Origin of the sequence: Lysinibacillus sp. ACHW1.5 (assembly GCF_022014815.1) — a bacterium.
GTDB classification, from domain to species: domain Bacteria; phylum Bacillota; class Bacilli; order Bacillales_A; family Planococcaceae; genus Lysinibacillus; species Lysinibacillus capsici.
This window is the reverse complement of sequence record NZ_CP091777.1, coordinates 627,686-649,435: the sequence shown is the minus strand read 5'-3', so window position 1 is coordinate 649,435 and position 21,750 is coordinate 627,686. Positions and strand designations below refer to the sequence as shown.

12 protein-coding genes are annotated in these 21,750 nt (G+C 36.7%); 5 read left to right on the top strand and 7 right to left on the bottom strand.

All coding sequences use genetic code 11. The features are described 5' to 3' along the window. Positions 1 to 6: 6 nt before the first annotated feature. Positions 7 to 606 (bottom strand): TetR/AcrR family transcriptional regulator, encoded by a 600-nt coding sequence (locus tag L6W14_RS02960; RefSeq protein WP_131520827.1) that lies wholly within the window; start codon positions 604 to 606, stop codon positions 7 to 9. A 578-nt stretch (positions 607 to 1,184) separates the two neighbouring features. On the opposite strand from L6W14_RS02960, the gene L6W14_RS02955 reads away from it, so the two are divergent. Then, the gene (locus L6W14_RS02955; protein ID WP_036074906.1) at positions 1,185 to 2,159 is read left to right on the top strand and encodes a proline dehydrogenase family protein; all 975 of its coding nucleotides are present in this window, start codon (positions 1,185 to 1,187) and stop codon (positions 2,157 to 2,159) included. Between the two features lie 60 nt (positions 2,160 to 2,219). On the opposite strand, the gene L6W14_RS02950 is transcribed toward L6W14_RS02955, so the two are convergent. After that, complete coding sequence (locus L6W14_RS02950; RefSeq protein ID WP_237899304.1) at positions 2,220 to 3,557, bottom strand: AAA-type ATPase lid domain-containing protein; 1,338 nt, start codon at positions 3,555 to 3,557, stop codon at positions 2,220 to 2,222. A 180-nt stretch (positions 3,558 to 3,737) separates the two neighbouring features. Here L6W14_RS02950 and pruA point away from each other — a divergent pair, with 180 nt between their 5' ends. Then, entirely contained in the window at positions 3,738 to 5,282 is a 1,545-nt protein-coding gene (gene pruA / locus L6W14_RS02945) for an L-glutamate gamma-semialdehyde dehydrogenase (RefSeq protein WP_131520825.1), read from the top strand. A gap of 276 nt (positions 5,283 to 5,558) precedes the next feature. Beyond that, the gene (locus tag L6W14_RS02940) at positions 5,559 to 7,529 is read left to right on the top strand and encodes an S-layer homology domain-containing protein (RefSeq protein WP_237899303.1); all 1,971 of its coding nucleotides are present in this window, start codon (positions 5,559 to 5,561) and stop codon (positions 7,527 to 7,529) included. A gap of 328 nt (positions 7,530 to 7,857) precedes the next feature. On the opposite strand, the gene L6W14_RS02935 is transcribed toward L6W14_RS02940, so the two are convergent. From L6W14_RS02935 to L6W14_RS02920, 4 genes are all read right to left on the bottom strand, one after another. Continuing rightward, complete coding sequence (locus L6W14_RS02935) at positions 7,858 to 9,792, bottom strand: N-acetylmuramoyl-L-alanine amidase (protein WP_237899301.1); 1,935 nt, start codon at positions 9,790 to 9,792, stop codon at positions 7,858 to 7,860. 233 nt (positions 9,793 to 10,025) lie between these two features. Then, a complete protein-coding gene (locus L6W14_RS02930) occupies positions 10,026 to 10,937 on the bottom strand; it encodes a C40 family peptidase (protein ID WP_009371892.1) in 912 nt (303 codons plus the stop codon). Between the two features lie 221 nt (positions 10,938 to 11,158). Next, a complete protein-coding gene (locus L6W14_RS02925) occupies positions 11,159 to 12,226 on the bottom strand; it encodes a CAP and S-layer homology domain-containing protein (protein WP_131520821.1) in 1,068 nt (355 codons plus the stop codon). A 199-nt stretch (positions 12,227 to 12,425) separates the two neighbouring features. After that, a complete protein-coding gene (locus tag L6W14_RS02920; RefSeq protein ID WP_237899297.1) occupies positions 12,426 to 16,436 on the bottom strand; it encodes a rhoptry family protein in 4,011 nt (1,336 codons plus the stop codon). Between the two features lie 344 nt (positions 16,437 to 16,780). Here L6W14_RS02920 and L6W14_RS02915 point away from each other — a divergent pair, with 344 nt between their 5' ends. Continuing rightward, on the top strand, positions 16,781 to 17,458 hold the full coding sequence (locus L6W14_RS02915) for a hypothetical protein (protein ID WP_237899295.1): 678 nt from the start codon (positions 16,781 to 16,783) through the stop codon (positions 17,456 to 17,458). After that, positions 17,458 to 18,714: an HlyD family secretion protein gene (locus tag L6W14_RS02910; RefSeq protein ID WP_237899294.1), complete on the top strand. Its 1,257-nt coding sequence runs from the start codon at positions 17,458 to 17,460 to the stop codon at positions 18,712 to 18,714. Before L6W14_RS02915 ends, L6W14_RS02910 begins: the two co-directional genes overlap by 1 nt. A gap of 483 nt (positions 18,715 to 19,197) precedes the next feature. On the opposite strand, the gene L6W14_RS02905 is transcribed toward L6W14_RS02910, so the two are convergent. Continuing rightward, positions 19,198 to 21,690 carry an S-layer homology domain-containing protein gene (locus L6W14_RS02905; protein ID WP_237899293.1) on the bottom strand — a complete coding sequence of 831 codons (2,493 nt, stop codon included), beginning with the start codon at positions 21,688 to 21,690 and terminating at the stop codon, positions 19,198 to 19,200. Positions 21,691 to 21,750 lie beyond the last annotated feature (60 nt).

Sequence of the window (21,750 nt, the reverse complement as noted above, 5' to 3'; positions counted from 1 at the left end):
AGTTTTTTATATCACTTTTTTGGTTTTCCAAAAATATAATTGTACAATATCATTCGCAAGTTCTGCAGGTAACCTTTTTTCTTCTAATAAATTCGTGATGATGAGTCTTTCTACTGAGCCTACTAAACTATCGATCATGATTTTTATATCCACACTATACAATTGTAGATCTTTGTCACAATCATGCAGATAAATAAGGTGGATCAATTGCTGTGTCATTTGGTTTTTTACCAAATGTGCTTGCTTGGATTCAATAAAACCTATTTTTGTTAATTCAGGATTTTCAATTATGTATACGAACAAGTTCAATAACTTTTGCTCTAAGAGCGTGATAAAACCCTGTAATCCATATTCAATAATGTCAGTTGACTTACTATTCATTACTGCCAAGAATCCGCTTTGAAATTGCGCATTCAAATCGTTATAAAGGGCATCCTTGCTTTTAAAATAGAGATAAAAGGTAGGCTGAGTTACATTGGCAGCCTTTACAATGTCACTAATTTTTGTGTGATGATAACCTTTATCAGAAAATAGCTCTATCGCTTTTTCAAGTAATAGTTGTTTACTTTGTTCGCCATTTGAATTAACTTTTCTGCCTCTTGCCATACTTTCCACCTTATCTTAGTTTAGAGTAGTCATTTTCCCTTTTGTATTGCTTATATAGACACACTATTCTAAATCAAAAGTAACTATAAATTCACAAAACGTACATAATTTAATCTTGATTATATACCATTTTATTATAATACACCCTGTCCTTTTTTACTATAAACTACTATTAATATGATATTTAAATTGAAAAACGAAAAAGTGGATATCTAAGAATCACTTCTAAGAATACCCACCAATAAATTATATTAAAAAACTAATAGTTCTATATTTTAAGTCTAAATACTCTCTTGCCATTCAAGTAACCCACTATCAAAAAGCCCTATATTATACATATGCGCAAATTTAGACATATACTAATCAACATAAAGCAAATCTACTATTTTGAAAAGTCCTTTTTTTTTGAAAAAAATTTTTTTATGAAAAATTTTTTTATGAAAAAGTCAATGACTGCAATAGTTTATCTCACTAACTGACTTTGAAAAATATTTTTTCTGAAAATCAAACTATTTTACTTTTCAAAAAAAGTGTTATAATCGCCAAGAATTTAAATTTTTCATTTTTGGAGGCATATGATGGTATTACGTGACTTTTTCATTTACTTATCAGAGAACAAATTATTAAACAGCGCTGCACAAAAATATGGTTTAAAAATGGGTGCGCAAAGTGTTGTTGCTGGCACAAGTCTACCAGAAGTTGTGCAATCGATTAAAGAATTAAACAAGGCCAATATTTCTTGTACAGTCGATAATCTAGGCGAGTTCGTCTACGAAAAATCAGAGGCAACTGCTGCCAAAAATAATATTTTAGCTGTTGTACAAGCAATTCATGATGAACAGCTTGATGCACACATCTCTCTTAAACCTTCACAACTGGGTTTAGATATTGATTACGCATTTTGCTATGAAAACTTAAAAGAAATCGTAGCTCTTGCACATCAATATAATATTTTCGTGAATTTTGATATGGAAAACTACGAGCGTTTACATAGCTCTTTTGAGTTATTAGAGGAATTACACAAAGAGTATGATAACGTAGGGACAGTTATTCAAGCTTACTTCTTCGAATCAGAGGAAAATATTGAGAAATATAAAAACTTCCGCTTACGTATTGTAAAAGGCGCTTATAAAGAACCTGAGAATGTGGCTTATCAATCTAAAACTGATATTGACCATAATTACTTAAAACTAATTGAATATCATTTGCTACATGGTAAATTTACTTCGATTGCAACACACGACCATAATGTGATCAACCATGTAAAACAATTTGTGAAACAACACAATATTCCAAATGAAAAATTCGAATTCCAAATGCTATATGGTTTCCGTAAAGAAATGCAGCTAGACCTTGCTCGTGAGGGCTATAATTTCTGCACATACCTACCATTCGGTAATGATTGGTACGGTTACTTTATGCGCCGTTTAGCTGAGCGTCCACAAAATGTAGCACTTGTGACAAAACAAGTGTTTAACAAAAAAACGAACATGGCAATCGGCTTAGGAGCAGCAGCATTTGCGCTTGGTCGCCTTTCGAAAAAAGGAAAATAATTATACAAGCATGAAGCTATCCATCAGTTTCAGGAACCTATCCAAAAAGCGAAAACATTGTTAATCATTGTTTTCGCTTTTTTTATTGAGCTTATAGTTTTTAACTCGATACTGTAAACTTTGTCGACGAATCCCCAAGGCAGCAGCTGTTTTGGAGATATTGCCTTGATGAAAATCCAATGCCTTTGAAATATAGTACTCCTCTACCTCTTTCATATAGACATCTAATGGTCGAATATCCTGTTGATTTTTAATGACAAACAAGTCACTCGTAGAAACCTCTTTTTTCGTCTCCTCACAAGAGCTTTGGATTTTCCATTTGAAATGCACTGGCAGCATATGTGATTCAACTATCGTCTCATTGGTGATCAATGAGGTTATTTCATCCAGCAGTACTTCTAATTCCTTTAAATTTCCTGGCCAATCATATTTTAAAAAGGTATCTCGCACTTCTTCTGAAAGCCCGTGAATAGATGAGCCAAAGCTATCACGATGTCTTTTGAAATAATCATCGATAAAAGGCATAATATCTTCTTTTCTTTCTCGTAAAGGAGGTACATAAATCGTAATACCCGAAAAAAGTCTGTAAAGCTTTTTGGATAGCTCATGCTTTTGAATCAAATCAATTGGATCTTTGCCAACACTAGCAATTAAAACATGCTGATGATTAGGATGATTATTAAAAAGTTCAACAATCTTTTCTTGTGCTTCTAGAGATAAATATTCAATGCGCTCAGCAAAGAAGGTTATTTTCTCCTTTTCCACAATATATTTTTCAAATTGCTTTAATACCGTTTTCTCATCTCGACGGCAAATTAAAGCAATAAACATATCATTTTGTACCTTTAGATCATGATGTATTCCCTCTGCAACCATATCAATCCCAGTACCTGATTCCCCTATTAACACAACAGGCATTCTACTTAGTGCCACAATTTTTGCTTTTTCAATGACATCCTTCATGACTGGTGATACAGCCGTGATGATGTCAAATGTCAATGGAGCGCCATACCTTCTCAATGGCTGATACATCATGTATTCAAGCTGTGTAATATCTCGGGCAAATTCCACAGCGCCTATTAAAGAGCCTTCATAGTGCAACGGATAAATATTGCTTATGTAGGTCACTTCTTGATTTTTTTTATTCCAATACGTTTTTTTTATATTGTGCACTGGCGTTTCAGAGCTGAGGACCTTATAAATATCGCTTTTTTCGATTTCAAAATCAATAATCTCTAAGGCTCGCCTCTCCTCAAATTCATCCTCATTAACGCCTTCTAATTCTCTCATTTTTTTATTGTATATAAGCAATTTGCCCTCTGTGTCTACCACACAAATTCCCATATCGCCTTTTTCAATGACGTATTTATAAATACTTAGTAGTACATTGTTATCCATTTTGTCCTCCTGTATTCCATTAAGCTTATTCTAACACCAATATGAAAAGCAGATGCAAAAATTAAAAAAGTTTTAAAAGTTTGAGTTGATTAATGCCAAATTATATTGCATTATATAATTAACACAATCTAAAAAGGTGCATAATCATTTGGCACTACTTATACCTGGGAGGAAACTGACATGATTCCATACAAACACGAACCATTCACAGATTTTTCACAAGAGGCAAACTACAATGCTTATGTAGAGGCTTTAAATAAAGTTGAAGGTTATTTAGGTCAAGACTACCCACTAATTATTGGTGGCGAGCGCATTACAACAGAAGATAAAATCGTTTCGTACAATCCTGCAAAGAAAACAGAAGTCATTGGTCGCGTTTCGAAAGCAAGCAAAGATTTAGCTGAAAAAGCGATGCAAGCGGCAGATGAAACATTCAAAACGTGGAAAAAAGTTGATCCAGCCATTCGTGCGGACGTTCTTTTCAAAGCGGCAGCGATTATCCGTCGTCGCAAACATGAATTCTCTGCATTATTAACAAAAGAAGCGGGGAAACCATGGGCAGAGGCTGATGCAGATACAGCGGAAGCAATCGACTTCCTAGAATACTATGGCCGCCAAATGCTACGCATTAAAAACGGTCAGCCAGTCGAAAGCCGTCCAGGTGAATACAACCGTTATGACTACATTCCATTAGGAATCGGTATTGTCATTTCTCCTTGGAACTTCCCATTTGCAATCATGGCTGGTACAACAGTAGCTGCTTTAGTAACAGGGAATACAGTGTTATTAAAACCAGCTTCTACAACGCCAGTTGTAGCGTATAAATTTATCGAAGTATTAGAAGAGGCTGGTCTTCCAGCAGGTGCGGTGAACTTCGTACCAGGTTCTGGTGCTGAAGTAGGTGACTACTTAGTCGATCATCCAAAAACACGCTTCATCAGCTTCACAGGTTCACGTGATGTTGGCTTACGTATCAACCAACGTGCATCTGTATTAAACGAAGGCCAAATTTGGATTAAACGTGTCATCGCTGAAATGGGCGGTAAAGATACAATCGTAGTGGATAAAGAAGCAGATTTAGAATTAGCTGCCCAATCCATCGTGAAATCAGCATTTGGTTTCTCAGGTCAAAAATGTTCAGCATGTTCGCGTGCTGTCATCGTAGAAGATGTGTATGAGCAAGTGGTAAATCGCGTAGAAGAGTTAACAAACGCTTTAACAGTGGGTGACCCAACTGATTACAGCAACTTCATGGCAACAGTAATTGACCAAGCAGCATTCAATAAAATTACAGAGTACATTGAAATCGGTAAAGGCGAAGGTCGTTTAGTAGCTGGTGGTACAGCAGACGATTCAGTTGGCTACTTCGTACAACCAACTGTGTTCGCGGACGTAGATCCTTCTGCTCGTATTATGAAGGAAGAAATCTTCGGACCAGTGGTAGCCATTGCAAAAGCAAAAGATTTCGACCATGCGATTGAAATTGCAAACGATACAGAATACGGTTTAACAGGCGCTGTTATCACAACAAACCGCATGAACCTAGAAAAAGCGCGTGAAGAATTCCATGTAGGAAACCTTTACTTCAACCGTGGCTGTACAGGTGCAATCGTTGGTTATCAACCATTTGGTGGCTTCAACATGTCAGGTACAGATTCAAAAGCAGGTGGCCCAGACTACCTACAACTGCATATGCAAGCAAAAACAACTTCAGAAATGCTTTAATAATTATTTCAATAAAATGCCGTACATTGTTTCTTAGTAAGCAATGTACGGCATTATTTTTTTGGGGGTAACACAAACGACATATATAATAGAAGAAACTCATGTGAATTTCGGTTCACTTTTCTTCCCCTCTTTAAAACTAACCGTCACATCAAATTATAAAAGCATACTTATTGCCTATAAAACGCTGGTATATTTTATGGCATTTCTAACATTTGACCCTTATCTTGATTGTGTAACTTTGTTAAAATGATATCAGTTTAGGAGGGTAAAACTATGAAAAAACTATCAATTTTTATGTTACTCATGATGCTTGTTAGTCTAGTCATTTGGCAGCCTCAATCTGCCTATGCAGACGAGCTATCAGGACATATGCATGAAAGTGGTCTACGCTATTTAATTCAGAAAAATGCATTACTGAAGGATGCAAATGGAAGCTATCGTCCAAATGCTACGGTTACACGCGGTGAATTCGCCACATACATAGCAAAAGCATTAAATTTGGACACAAAGAACGAGATAACGTTTACAGATGTGTCAGACACATATTTATTTGCAAATGAAATTAAGCTTGCTGCTACTGCTGGAATTATTACTGGCTATACGGATGGCTCATTTAAACCAGATGACCGTATTTCAAGAGAGCATATGGCAGTTATGCTAATTAGAGCAGTTGATTATTTAAAAATACCAAAAGGTACTTCTTCTATTACCTTCAAAGACAATGCAACTATTTTTAAAGATTTCCGACAGGATGTTGCAATCGGTGCGCAATTAGGACTTATTAAAGGAAGCTCCAACGGCATGTTTTTACCTAGAGACAATGCCACAATTGGTGAGGCATCGACATTTATTCTACGGTTAATTCTTCTTGCTGATCAGGTTGACGCTGGTAAAAATGAAAACAATGGTAACTCCGAAAATAACGGTAATACCAATAATAATGGGAACAACAATAATACTGGTAATAACGGTCATACTACCGCCTATATCGTCAAAGAAGTTTCCAATGGTAACTTGGTAGACAAACAAACCTTTACTAGCTTTGAAGCAGCAGAAAAGGCGATGACGACTAGTTCCTTAGTGATTACTCAAAATGATAAAATTATTAAAATGACTTCAGGTTATGTTGTAACGAATAATTATGTTGCTCTAAATTCTGAAACGATTAAGGATCAAATTGCAGTTGCTGGTAATACAGAAATGGAATATCTAGGTAGCGATGCCACACAAGTAAAAGTACGCTTAGCTGGTCATACTGGCTATTTAAAGCAGGCTGACGTTACCTTAATTCCTTCTGCTTTAGTGAAAGGCCGTTCTTATTACACAAATGAGTACGGTGAAATAAAACATACTTTGTATGATTATAAAACTAATAAATATTCTGCTAGTTACGTGTATGGAAAGGCACCTAGCTTTATGAAGCAGGGTGAGAAATACTTTAGCTGGGATGGCATCAACTTTACCAATGCTGATGGTTCTTCAAAGGGAGAAGCCTATAACTACTATCAATTCTTACCAGCTCGTGCAACAACTCAATATACTGTAGAAGAGCTAGATCAATATATTGTGGGAAAATTAGCAGAGGTTGAAAGCTCAGGTGCTACGATTTATAAAAATGCCACAACTAAAAGTAAACTACTTGGTTTAGGTTCTGTATTAAAAGAAGTGGAAGCCAATTCTCATATCAATGCTATGCTTATTTTATCCTTAGCACAGCATGAGAGTGCCTATGGTATGAGTGATCACGCTCAAAATCTAAACAATCTATTTGGATTATATGTCTATGATACAAATCCATTAAACAAGAAGTTTGATAGTGTGGAAGCCAATATTAATGAGCTAGTTGAAAAATTCCTTCAGCCAAATTATATTACGCCAGGTGGACGCTATACGAATGGTGCAGTTGTTGGTTCTAAGGCTATCGGCTTTAACGTAAAATACGCTTCAGATCCATTCTGGGGCGCAAAAATTGCAGGACATTACTATCGTGCAGAAAAAGCTTTAGGCTTTAAAGATGCGAATAATCCTTATAAAATTGCTCTCACAACAACAGCTGGACTAAATGTTCGTGCAGATGCATCAACAAGTCAAAGTCCACTTTTCACATTTAGTAAAAGTAATATGCCTGTCATCGTTACAGATACAAGCTCAAATGGTTGGTATCAAGTTGTTTCCGATAAACTAAACACTGAACCTGGATATATAAGTAAGGATTATATTAAATTCATCAATACCGTGAAATAGCGTAAATGGCTGCCTCTTATAAAGGAGGCAGTCATTTACTTTTTTTGATAAAGTCACTAGCGGAAAAAGGCCGTTTCATAAGGCAGGAGGTTGATTTCCGTTCCGCCAGGTACTCATCTGTGACGCTGGCTCCACTCCAATCATATGTGCAAATGTGTCTTTTCCTTATCTTTGCCGTAGCGATCAATTTAGCCCATTATTTGTATGATTAGAAAAATTTTATAGCTAATTTTATCAATTAGTTTGTCTTTCTCTTATGTGGGTATATAGAGAATAAGAAAAACGATCCCAAAGGCTCGTACACCTTTGGAATCGTCTCTTTAATCAATTATTGTTTTTTATAGTATTGCAAAATACCATTATAAATAGATTCTGCAAATAATTTAACGTATTGATCATTTGTCATTTTACTGTTATCCTCTGCATTCGTTAAGAAACCAAGTTCTACTAGAATAGACGGGATCACCATATTACGAATTACGTAGTATTGCTCTTGCTTGACACCACGATTTTTCATATTTAAATTGTTGACAATTTGATTATTAACATATGTCGCTAAATCAATGTCTTCCTGATACATATCTCCTGTAGATATTGCATAATATGTTTCAGTACCAGACGCTGACGTATTAGCAGCAGAGTTGACATGAACACTTACAAAAATTTCACCATAGTTTGCTTGAGTAAAGTCTACACGATCTTGTAAGGATGGATACGTATCACCAGTACGTGTCATATAAACTTTTGCACCAGCATTCTCTAGTAATTGTTTCACTTGTGTGCTGACTTTTAATGTAATGTTCTTTTCAGAAGCAGAGCCCTTTACTGTACCTGGATCTTTACCACCATGACCTGGGTCTAGGATGATAATACGATTTTGTAAAGGTTTAGCTGTTTGATTTAATAGTTTCAAATAAGACTTGTGAACATAGCCTGTTTGGCCATTATAGGTGATTTCTGCCCAGTAACCATTGATGTTATTAACTTGGACATACTCCCCTTTATTCAGCTTAAATAACACGGCTGATGTAGAGTTACTTTGACTGCGAACATTTAAATTAGCCACTGTGACTCTACCTAGCACATCACCAGAAGCTGGTGGCGTTGGATCTGGATTTGGATTCGGATTTGGATTTGGATTTGGCTTTTCTTCTTCCACAATATCCGTAGTGCTATTCGCTACAATATAACCTGGTAAACCATTTACTTGTGTTAAATAGTAGCCACCAATTGTTTTGTAAACAGGAAGCTTTTCGTTCGCTTTAATCGATGAAATGACTTTTGCTGAAGATGTAGGCTTCACATATAAATTGACAGCATTTTTTGTCGTTACTTCTTTTTCGACTGTTCCTAACGCATTGCCATCTGCATCTACAAATTCTGCATATTGCTTATAGATATAGGCATATGCGCCTTTATAAGTAACCTTTAGCCAATTACTTTCAACAGCGTAGACTGATAATTTACCGCCTGTATTGACTTTGCCCACAATGTTCGTGCTTGAAGTAGAATCTTTTGTCTTACGGATGTTTAACCCATCTGTAGTGACCTTCACTAAGCCAATGACTTGTGATGTATCTGGAACTTGTACACCTTTTACAGGAAGCTCTAAGCGATATTTTTCACTGTTTGCACGTGCAACGAATAGTGAGAATTGGGAACGTGTTACAGTGCCATTCGGTAAATACGTATTACCTGTTCCGTTGGTAATGCCATTATAATAGATTGTATTGATGTATTTCACATATTCATGTGTGATTCCTACATCAGTAAAAGGTGAGTCGATCCCCTCATACTCACTAGTATCTAAATTAAAAGCCTTTGTTAATACATAACTCATTTCTCCACGAGTTAGAGGCTTATTTGGTAAGAATTGACCTTTTATATTTTTGTCGAAAAATCCTAGCTGTACAGCACGTTCTATATAACCTGACATTTCAGTGCCGACTGTCACATCTGAAAAGCTAGATTTATTTACCACTAATGGTTTATTACCAGAGGCAACAACAACCATTTTGGCTGCTTGTCCTCTTGTTACACTATTATTTGGGCCAAAGACTCTCTTACCATTCACAAAGTAACCTTGAATTACCCCCAAATTTACTAAATAATTGATTTCTTCATAGGCTGGGTGATTTTTAGTAACATCTTCAAATGTTATATTCGAATTGTTAGCTGCACTGACACTTGCACTATGTATCGTAAACATAGAAGCCGAAATGAATAAGACGCACAAGATAAGACTAATTTTTTTGATGTTCAATGTCTTATTTCCTCCCTTCTTGTTCTCTTAACGTGTCCATTTTAACAAAATTAGCTAAATAAAGCATCATACAATAGAACTGTTAAAATTTAATTTTCCAATTCACATCCTTTCCTACAAAATTATCATAAAAATAGAAGAGTCTGCTATTGCAAACCCTTCTTCCATTATACGCTATTCAAAAGATCATTTCTTGCAATCTATGACACAATTAAAGTGTTAACTTTATGAACTTATTGTTGGATTCTTTCAATAAAAACTTTTAATTGTTCGATTTTTAGTAATTCATCGGAACCGAAGCTACCGTCTCCGTCACCATTTGTAATGCCATTTGACGCTAGAGTAGAAACATATTCATTAGCCCAGCTCTTTTGAGGCACATCACTAAATGCTACACTTCCACCATTATTTTCAAGACCAAACGCTAACACTAATACTTTAGCAATTTGGGCACGCGTAATCGGTGAAGACGGGTTGAATTTACCATTTGCATCGCCTTCAAAGATACCTAATTTTGCTACAGCTGCAATAGCACCTGCATGCGCATATGTAGGTTTTACATCTACGAAACTAGTAGTAGTATCAGATGTATCTAAGTTTAAAGCTTTTGCAATTTGTACTGCTACCTCTGCACGAGAAGCATATACGGAAAAGTCAATAGCTGCTTGTTTTACTTCAGCTTGTTGTTGAGCATCAAATGTTGCCACACGTTTAGCACCTACATAACGATCGCCCCAATAATATGGGTCATTAACATTTGAGTAGCTTACACCTTGACCAGTTTGAGAGTGGATCATTTTACCATCACCTATGTATATCCCCACATGTGAAATACCACTACCACTTGTATTGAAAAATACTAAATCGCCAACTTGAAGATCACTTTTGGCAACTGCAGTACCTTGTTGATATTGAGATCCTGACGTACGGTTTAATTGAATGCCTAAGTCTGAAAATACTTTAGAAGTAAAGCCAGAGCAATCAAAACCGCTAGTTGTAGTACCGCCATATTTATATGGAACACCTAAATATTTAGAAGCTGTATCAGTTAAATCTGCTTTAGACGCTGCTTCAGCAGTATTAATATTAGTAGTTGAAAATAACATAAATGATGCAAAAATCGGTAATAACCATTTCTTATTCATACTTTTGTTATACCCCTCTCAAAACTTTTTTGCCTATACATAGACTATCACAAAAGAGGCGAATGTTATTTTTCAATTGTGTAACGGTTTTAGACAGCAAAAAAACGCTGTAATACCAACGTTTGGCGGTATTTCCAGCGTTAAAAAGGGGATTTTTTTATCGTAATTTGGAACTTTCGTAACATTTCTGTAATATTAGCGATTCTTTGTTACACAACAACTTATTGACTAGAGAACATTTGGACCCAATAGTAATTTCCTTTGCTATCCTGTGCTATTGCAACACCTGTGTTCGTATAGTGCTCTTTTAAAATATTATCTCGATGGCTAGGTGAAGCCATCCATGCCTTAACAGCAATTTCAGGAGTTTTAATATTTCTAGCAATATTCTCTCCAAAACTTGTATAGTTGTAATCAAATAATGTCGCTAAATCCCAAGGTGCTCCATAAAATGGAGAAACGTGTTCAAAATAATGGCGATTTACCATGTCCTGTGCTTTGATAATGGCAATTTGTGTCAGTTCCGAATCATAAGCAACAGGTTCTAGCTTATTCTTCTGTCTTTCAACATTTATTAATTCAATCACCTTTTTTGACCACTCAGAAGAAAGGTTTACAGTTGGGATATAATCCTTTGCTAGATAGTCATAGGCTACTTCCAATGCCTTAATTTTTTGTTGAAAAGCCATGCTACGCTCAACAAATACAGCAAACTGCGCACGTGTTACCAATTGGTCAGGAGCAAAATGCTTAGCATCTACCCCACTAATAATGCCGATATCTGCTAAGGATTCGATATAATCTTTTGCCCAATGCGTACGTGTAATATCCGCAAATTGACTGTTATTTTTGCTATCTACCCTAAGTTGATACGCAAGAGCTAGCATTTTTGCCACCTGCATACGCTTTAAAGGCTCTTCTGGATGAAAGGCATCACTTTTTTGAATAACTCCCAGTTTAACAAGCTGGCAAATTTCCTTGTAATATGGATGCGTTGTAGGAACGTCCTTGAATTTTACAGGGTTCTCAATGTCAATGTTTGTTTGAAGGGATCGAGCAATGGCAGCAGCAGCCTCTGCCCTTGTAATAGCTTGCTCTGGCTTAAAAGTGTTGTCGTTATATGTAGTCATATATTGTTTTGTGAGCATATGTTGAATCGAAGCATTTGCCCAGTATGAATTTGTCACATCTACTGCCTTAGCAGACGCTGCTTCTACTTGACTAAAACTAGTTAAACTTCCTACGGTTGCAGCTATTGAAAGTACCATTATACTCAATAATTTTTTCAACAGGGCGACCTCCTCACGTTGGCAAAATAAAAATGTATGAATGGTACCTCCCCATCAAAGCGACCATTTATACTATAAGATACGAATTTCAGATGATATAGTTTCACTTTTTTGGAAATTAATATTAGGATTCATTTTTTCTTACTTATAAAAGGAGTTTTCCCGTTATATTCATTGGGAAAACTCCTTTTTTATCATACTATTGAATCATTTTAAGATAGTCTTCTAGAATGCGGTAATTATATACTAAGCCCTGTTGCTCAATGGACAAATTACTATAATCTTTTTGAGCTGCTAGCACTTTTTTCTCGAATGATGAGCTATCTGGATCAATATTGCCGATTGCTTGAACAACTTTGAGAACGGCAGCCACATCTTTTTCAGCCTGCTTTAAGACATCCTCATTAATGACCTGTCCTTTAATTTTAGAGTCCAATGCCTTATAGGCAGCAACGGCATTTGCCACATCTTCAATATACGTCGACGAGCTTGGAGACAGTCCCGCTATGATCTCCACAACCTTCTTCACATCAGCTAAACTTTTCTCTGCTTCGAGTAAAAGAGAATAATTGGAGATACGTTGTTTATCTGTCGTATTCAAACTATCATATTCTTTACGCGCCGCTTCCACCATGCCAAAGTAATATTTATCCTTTGGATTCAATTTAGCAATATTATTATAAACCTTGATAACATTATCTAGCGAAAGCAATAGCTGGTCGTTATAAACATAGCGACGTTGATCCGCATTAAGCTTATCATAGGCTTTTAAAATCTTTTGGTATTGGCTATTCATATCTTTTGCCGTTAGTAATCGATCGATATCTTCTACAATACTCATTACAGGCTTTATTAGCTTTTCCTGATCTTGTAGCACTTTATAATTTTGAACAGCCCGTTGCTGATCTTTTGGTAAAGCATTGTATGCAGCACGGATTTCTTGAATACGTTTCACATACTGCTTTGGATCAATGGACGGTAAGTCATTAATCATTTGCATAACATTTCCAGCACCTAAAATACTAGACTCAGCTGCTTGCAATAAGTAGTAGTTGGTCACGTATTGCTTCATATCGTCAGGTAGTGCATCGTAAAGTGAGCGTGCTCGTGATGTATCTTGAAGGAATGTGTTACTTGAAGATTTTAATTTACCAATTAATTCCATTATACTAGAGACAGGCTCAAATTTTAAGAGAATATCAATATTATCGATGTATTTTTTTTGCTCCTTCGATAGTTTATCATACGCTTTACGTGCTGAGTTTACCTTACTAACAAAGCTTGTTGATTCTGGATCTAATTCATTAATTTGAACCATCACACTTAAAATTGGTTTAACTGCTTTTTCACGAGTTGTTAAATCTTTAATATTTGTCACTAATTTCTTTTGGTTAGATGATAGCTTATCATATGCTACACGAGCATTCATCAGCTTCGTTAAGTAGTCTGCATCTTGCACTTCGGTTAAGTTAATTAGCTCGACTACACTCTGTGCTAACCCCTGTTCATTCTCTGCTGCTACCAGTGCATCATAGTTTACGATCGCTTGCTGCTTCTCTGCTGGCAAGGAATCATAAAGCTCGCGCGCTGTTTTCATATCTTGATAGAAAGTTTTACTCGTTGGTTTTAACGACGCAATAAGACCAATCAAGGAAGCAACATCCTCTACAGCAGTGAGATTAGCATAGTTTGTTACACGCTTTTGGGAAACTTGATCAAGTGCATTATAGGCTTTACGTGCATCAAGAACCCTTTTTGTATAATCCTTATTTGTTGGATTTAAGGCATCAATCATTTGAATCACCTTGATTACTGCCTTGTTATCCTTTTCATAGGAGCTTAACATTTTGGCTTGCTCCACTAGCTTCTGTGCGTTCTTATCCATTGCTTTATATTCTAATGTAAGTTCGGCTACCTTTTTGACAAATGTGTCAGGGCCTTCATTTGCTAAGGCTATAATACGGTCATCAAATGCTTTGGCCGTATTGATATAGCCTTGTGCGTTTGTTAGGTGTACATAATTGATGACCTCGTCTTGAAGTTTTGGCTCTATATTATTCAATGCGTTATAAGCACCCGTTGCCTTTTGCACATCATCTTTATAGGTCTTTTTTGAAGTATTTAAAGCATCAATTTGAACAATAACATCTATAACAGGTACTTTTTTACTCAAGCCCTTATAATTTAAAACAAACTCCTGATTAGCATTATCTAGTTTGGAGTAAGCCGTATAAGCTGATTTTGCTTTAGAAATATAGCTTTTAGAGGAAGGATCCAATTTTTCAAATTGAGAGATGACATTAACAACCGATTTATAGGATTTCTCTAAATCTGTTAGCTCTTTAATATTCGTTACGCGCTTTTTAGCTGTTGGTGATAACGCATTATAGTTTGCTCGTGCGGTTAATATTTTTTCAATAGCTATATTTTTATCTAGCAGATCAATTTCCACTATAACTTCTTTTACCGCTTTTTCTTCATCAATTAAAGCATCTATTTTTACAATCAGCTGTGTTTTTAAATTATTAAGAGCTTCTTCATAGCCACTACCTTGTGCATCTAATTTATCTACTTGGTTTCTTATTGCGGCAAGCTGTGCGCTGTAATCTGCTGAAGGTTTTAATGTATTGATTGTTTTTGATAGATCAGCGTATTTTTGAAACAGTGTTAGTTTTGCAGCTCCTTGCACTAACGCTTTATCATTTTCATTTAACTTGTTAAAGGCAGTCCAGGCAGAGAGTGTCTTACTTTCAAAAGTTTTTTCAGCTGGATTTAAGCTATCAATTAACTTATCTACCTTTAACGCAGCACCTAAATTTTTCTCCCAAGATGTCAGCTCGGCTAAATTACTGACGATTTTTTTTACATTGCTTGGATTGATTGTTATTCCAGTTGGAGCAGGTGGATTATCATAAGCTGCACGTGCTGCTTTAATGGCAGCTACTTTTTCACTGTCTGCTTTAGGCTCAATCAATTTTATAAGGGCTTCGATACTTTCAGCCACAGTAATATTGTCAATTGATGATTGTAATTCACTCGCATTTTTAACAAATTCTTTATTAATTGTTAGGCCGTCGTATTTTGTTTTTAGCTCATTAACTGCAATACGATAAGCGTCATCTTTGGATACACGTAATGTAGAAATGCTTTTCGAAATATTGGCCGCCTGACGATATTGTTCAATGCTCTTATATTCTGTTTCTACTAAATTTTTAGACGCTGCATCCAGATTATTGTAGGCTTTATCAATTGCTGCTACCGCATTAATTAAGCTTGATGCTGAAGTGAAATCTGCTGGCTGTTTGCCTTTTAGCTCGGCAATACTAGAAGTCACTTTTTCTAGAGCAGACAAACCTGCTAATGCATCCTTATACTTTTTAAAAGGTGTAACCTTATCATCATTTGGATTGTACGCTTCAATTACTTTCTTTTGCTCTGTTGTCAACCCATTATAATTCGCGGTAAAACTATTTATTTTAGGCAAAACAGCTGAGTAATCTGAGGATTTTTCCAATAACTCAACTAACAGAACTAATTCTGTAGCTACTCCTTCTGCTTTAGTCGCATCCACTTTTAACTTATTTAATTTGTCAACATCCATTCCCTTGCCTTTAAAGTAGGCATTGCGTTCTGCATCAGTATAGCCGTATTGTAAAGATGTGCCGCGAATTGTATTGGCAATGTCTTTTGCATTATTCACTAGCGCCTCATTGACAGCTGCTTCAAATTCCTTTTGAACAGTTACATACGCTTTTAGATTATCCGTGCCGATATTTAAAAAGTTATCATATTTCTTATCGTAAGCGGCTACCTCTGCAATAAATGTTTTACTTGTAAACGAGATTCCCGTCATTTCTTTTCCTAATTTTTGTAGCTCACTTAATAAGCTACGCTGCTCCTCCACATAGCGATACTTCGCTTCAATAAATGCAACTTCGTGTTCATTAAAACCTGCTGCACTTAAAACTTGAAGATCTCCTTTTGCAATGACCATGTCATCAGCCGATGAGTTCTCTGACAGCTTACCAAATTGAGCAATAAGCTGCTCTCTTGTCGTGGCAGCCGCTACCTCATTCATATAGGCAACTTGCTCTGTATGTGTTGTGACGCGAGATTGTGCATCATTTTCCTGTGCGTTCGCTATAGCCGTAGGTGCCAATAAAAGACCCGTTATGACCCCTGCTGTCAATTTTCGATTCAATCGAACCACCCTTTCATCGTTTATGTATAGGAAAATGATTGTATTCATTTTCATTTAGAATTTATGACTTTAGTATCGGTGTAAATTGCTTGATTTCAAGCCATTCTAATATATTTACAAAATGAGACATATCAAAAGTAATTTTTCTAAATTACTAGCTAGAAAAACAGGAAGTTATTTCAATTATACTATACAATGGTGTTATATGAGGTTTTCACCAATCGACATATAATAAGAAAATATGTTTTTTCGAATTTATTGGAAAAAAACAGCTTTTTTCATATGTCATAATATCTTTACAAGGTGTATACTACAACTTTGATATCCTATTTTGGAAGAAAGGACGCTGTTTTATGTTTTACCATTATAAGTTCTGGCATAGCTTAAAAAATCCTACCTACTTTACTAGCATCGTAGAGGAAGGCGAGGTCATCGGATATAAAAAACGAGTACTAACGGTGTTCATTCTTTTCATCCTGTTGTTTGCTGCTCGCGAATATTGGGGAATGGGGACAGAAAATTTAACATCCTTATTCGCAATGGATTTACAAAATGAATACTATGTAGCACGTATCCTTTCGATGCTTGGTGCCGTTTTATGGGCAATCGTCTATTTTTGCTTCCACTATTATGGTGTTACCTATCTATTACATCTATTAACGGACATTCCTTATACTTGGATAAAAAAAGTCCAGCTTTATGTTGTAGCCTTTCTATTAATTGAAAAAGCAATCCTCTTTGCTGTTTTCTATGCAGTAGGCTATACAACCATGTTTTCTTTCTTCTCCTTAGCTCCTGCTGCCCTACAGGTGATTGAAACAGATTTCGTGTTATTTACCCTCAATCAATTGACGGTAACAACGGTTTTAATCACTATTGTACAGTTTCTCTTCTTATCAAAATGGGAGGAAGAAGCTAGTAGAAAAATGTTAGTAGTCAAATTGATTGGAGTACAGCTATTTATGGCCATATTTGTTGGTTTGATTAGTGTACTACCAATTAAAGAATGGATTGCTAGGGGGTTAGGATGATGACATTTCTCAAAACAAGACCATGGACAACTACGACCATCGTGTTAGCAATGCTAGTAATCGGCATAAATGCTTATTTTGTCTTTAAAGATAATAGCAACGTGACACGATCCTACTTTATCGATGAATTTCAAAAAGCTTATATCGGCACGAATACAGAGCGTCTTCATAAGGAAACGATTGTAGCACCTGCTGAGACATACACGATTACTGCTGATGCAACTAACTTATCAGCTGTGAATGTAAAGCGTGGCCAAGAAGTGATGATGAATGATGTACTTGCTACCTATAAAACGGATGAGGTGGATGAGGCGTTAACAAAGCTTGAATCTGAACGCACTGCCTATGAAACAGAATTACAAGATTTACAGGATGCACTTGATCAAATTGAGGATGAATATGGAGACGATTCAAATCCAAAAAGCTCCATTAATACGGATCAAATCAATGACAAGCTATCTGTAACGCTAAAATTAGAGCTTGCTCAACAAAATTCAGCATCTACAGCAGTTGCCCTGTTAAATCGACATATTGCTGAAACAAATCGTCAAATTGCGTTACTTGAAGCCCAAATTACACAAATTCAATCTCGTCAGGGTATTATCAGCCCTATTGATGGTGTGGTGGCAGCGATTAAGGAAGAAGCTGGTGCGCTAACTTTTGAAATCTATTCGAATGAAAAAGCAATGTATGCCTATTTATCAGAAAAGGAATGGCAAAAGGTGGAGGAAGGACAAACTGTAGATTTCAAGGTGAAGCATGTCAAGGATGATCTATCTGGCATCGTATTAGAAAAACAAACGATTGCTACTGACGATCAGACAGTTTGGGCAAATGAGCTAGCTAAAACGGCTGCCTTGCCACAACCAACTAATTATGAAGTGACCTTACAGCAGGATGCCCCACTTGAGGACATTCCATTTTCAACAACTGGCAAAGCCTCTATTATTGTTAACGAAGCATTCGATTCTTATAAAGTCGATAAATCGTGGCTAGCTACAGCTAAAAAAGGGAACAAAAAATTGTATATCATCAATCAGGACGGTAAAATACAGCTAATTGATGTCAATGTGCAATTTAAAACGGCTAAGTCAGCTATCTTTATGGATTATCTTGATGAAGGTACGCCAATGCTCTCGAATGAGAAACGTAATCTCGAAGCCTATACCTTCAGAACATTACCTGTTGAGAAAATACATTGGAGCCATTTTAAAGAGCTAACTTGGAAGCAATATGTGAAATATATCGTTTTCTAATCTAAAACCGCCTCGTCCTTTTATGGACAAGGCGGTTTTTTTGTTAGAAAAGAAGATAACACTAAAAAAAACATTTAGCAAAGCGAGCGATGGGTTGATTTCCGTGCCGCCAGCGTCCTTTCCAGGGGGCGTCCGATGAGCCGCTTCACTCACTTACGTTCGCTCCAGGGTCTCATCTATGACGCTCAATTCCCTAGGAGTGTCGCTGACTCCACTCCAATCAACCTCTCTGAAAATGTGTCTTTCCTTTTCTTTCATACTAACAGTAGTGAAAAATGTGGAGAAATGTTGAGTGACAGCACTCCTCAATAAAATGATTTGAAAACCTTTATAAAAAGTTGTGGGTTGTTGTGCTTTTCGCTAGCCCACAGGTAAGCAAGCAACGGATATCCACTTCACCTTTCACAAAAATTCTGTTAATTGTTTTGTTTTTCAAGACAACATAAAGAATCCTCTGTAGCTGTTACAGAGGATTTGTCTTCTTTATTTTAATGATAAACATCTATTTAAGAAGCTTGCAAATTGAGCACGTGTAATTTGTGCATCTGGTCTAAATGTGTTATCTGGGAAGCCGCCAGTTAAATCATTTGCGACAAGTGCTTGGATATGGCTGTACGCCCAATGTGTTGATTTCACATCTGAGAAGCTTACTTTGCTTGTACCTGTTAATTTATAGGCCCTTGTTAAAATGGCAGACATTTCAGCACGTGAAAGCTGTCCGTTTGGATTAAACTTCCCTGCCTCTTGCCCTTTAATAATGCCAGCCTGCTCAACTGCGGCAATGGCACTGTATGCATAATGGCTCTTACTCACATCTTTAAAGCTGGAATCCTTCGTTGTAGTTAGATTTAAAGCCCTAGCGATGATCGTAGCTGCCTCAGCACGTGTAATGGATGCCTCAGGTTTGAACGTTCCATTTGAGTATCCTTTAATAAGAGATTGATCGTATAAGCTTTGGATTTCGGAAAATGCCCAATGCCCTTTTGTTACATCTGTATAAACTAATTCCACATGATTGTCTTTATATACTGCTTGTAATTGATCGAAATACAGCTGACCTTTCTTTTGAAGAGAAGCTGTTGGCTGAGCAACATACAAACGTTCGAATTTTAGTGGCTGTGGTAGATCACTTGGAATATCTGCCGTCACGTACTTCCAGCCACTCCAGTCTAAACCGCCCTGACTTGTGAAATCAATTGTATGCTTAGCTCCAGCACCATCAATCACAACGCCTCTTAGCCAATGTTTACCAGCATCGCCAAATACCCAAAGACCGATATTTTTAGGCTGCCCTGAAATAGCAATTGGTGTTTTCGCAACCATATAGGCTGCTTTTGTGCCTGTACCTGCTGTTGTAAAATCATAGTTTACTTGTAAGCTAGCAGTTCCCTGTCTAGCATACTCTTTAGAGCTTGCTAATGAAGCATTGGCTTTCGCTGTTTCTGTTGTCCAAGAAGAAGTATTATCAAAGCTATCTAGTACAATTGGTTTCTCTGCTAAATCTACTACTTTCACAGCCGCAGACGTACGAATTCCATCATACTCCCCAATAATTTTCCCTTCACCCTTTTGTGTTGCTGTGAAGGTTGCACCGTCCATTTTGCCGATATTTCCTTCAACTGTCCAGTTCATATTTGCTGGGTTGATGGTCATTGGATTCAAGTATTGATCATAAGCCCTTGCAACTTGCATATCTACAGAAGATCCTTTCATTACTTGACCAACACTACTTAACGTAATTGATTTTACTTTCCCTGGTGGCGCTGTATTCACTACCTGTAAAATGGCAGATACACGACGTTCACTACCTTCTGACGGTCTATTCACTAAATTAGCGAAATAACCTCCTGGATTACGCACCACCATTGCTGTAGAGCCGCCCCCATCTAGGTTAATAGCCGAAGCAGCACCCACTGAAATTAAATGAGCAGCTAAATCCGATAAATTAACACCATTACTATGACCACTTATGCGACCATCAATCGTCACAAGAGATACCTTTGTACCTGTAGCATCTATAGCTACTGCTGTACGCGGACTACGTGTAGAAGCAAACCCTGAATTCGTTGGCATAGAAATATCCACTTTGCCGTTACGCACAAGCATTGGTCCAGCAGCTAAAATGAACTGTGCATCCATCCATTTTTGATCGATCGATAAGCTGACATCCACGCTTGTACCTGCTGTAATGCTACTTAATTCAGCGGCTAACTCTTTATTTTGTACAGAGATAACAAAGCCATCTGCTGGTACAGAAGAGTTACCTTCTGCTCCATAGGCTGTTACATGAGATACTGTACCTGAGAACTGATCACCAAAATGCAGGGTGCTTGTATCTTGGCTAGCGCCTGACACAACAAGTTCTACACCCCATGTATTTGTCCCTGTTGATCTTTTTTCTGGTGTATATAAAACGTTTTTATTTGTTCCTCGTTCACTATTAATAAGATCAATAGGATAGCTTTTGCCATTCACTTGGAAAGTTAGATTTGTAGAATAATAATCTGCAATCGCTTTCCCTGATTTCGATAAACCAAATGCAACTGGCTTTTGTGTTGGACTATCATATGTATCTCCCAAAATACCATAGTTCACAATTTCATTGTTTTCTGCTAACAAGTTCGCAGGCATACCATTTCCTAAAAAGTAAGAGGCATTGACAGCCCCAACAACACGATGCCCATCAACTGTGTTTTGCTTAGCCATCGCTGATGTTGTTTTTAATGAATTAATAGGATTTGGCATACCAATTTCTAGTTTTGTATATGTATTATTTAAATTAACATCTAAAACATTTACAAACTGACGTATTGAACCTGACGTATAGTTTTGCTGTGAATGTATTACCTGTGGTGAAACCTCTGTTTTAACTTCACTGACTTTATTGCCTAAACCAGCAGCTTGTCCATTGATGGGGCTAACTGTTAGTGTAAGCATGAAAAGGACTACAATAATCGTTATTAGTTTTCTTGCCATTTTTCACTCCGAATTAATTCAAAGTATGGCACGTACCAAGTCACATGGCCCGTGCCAGTG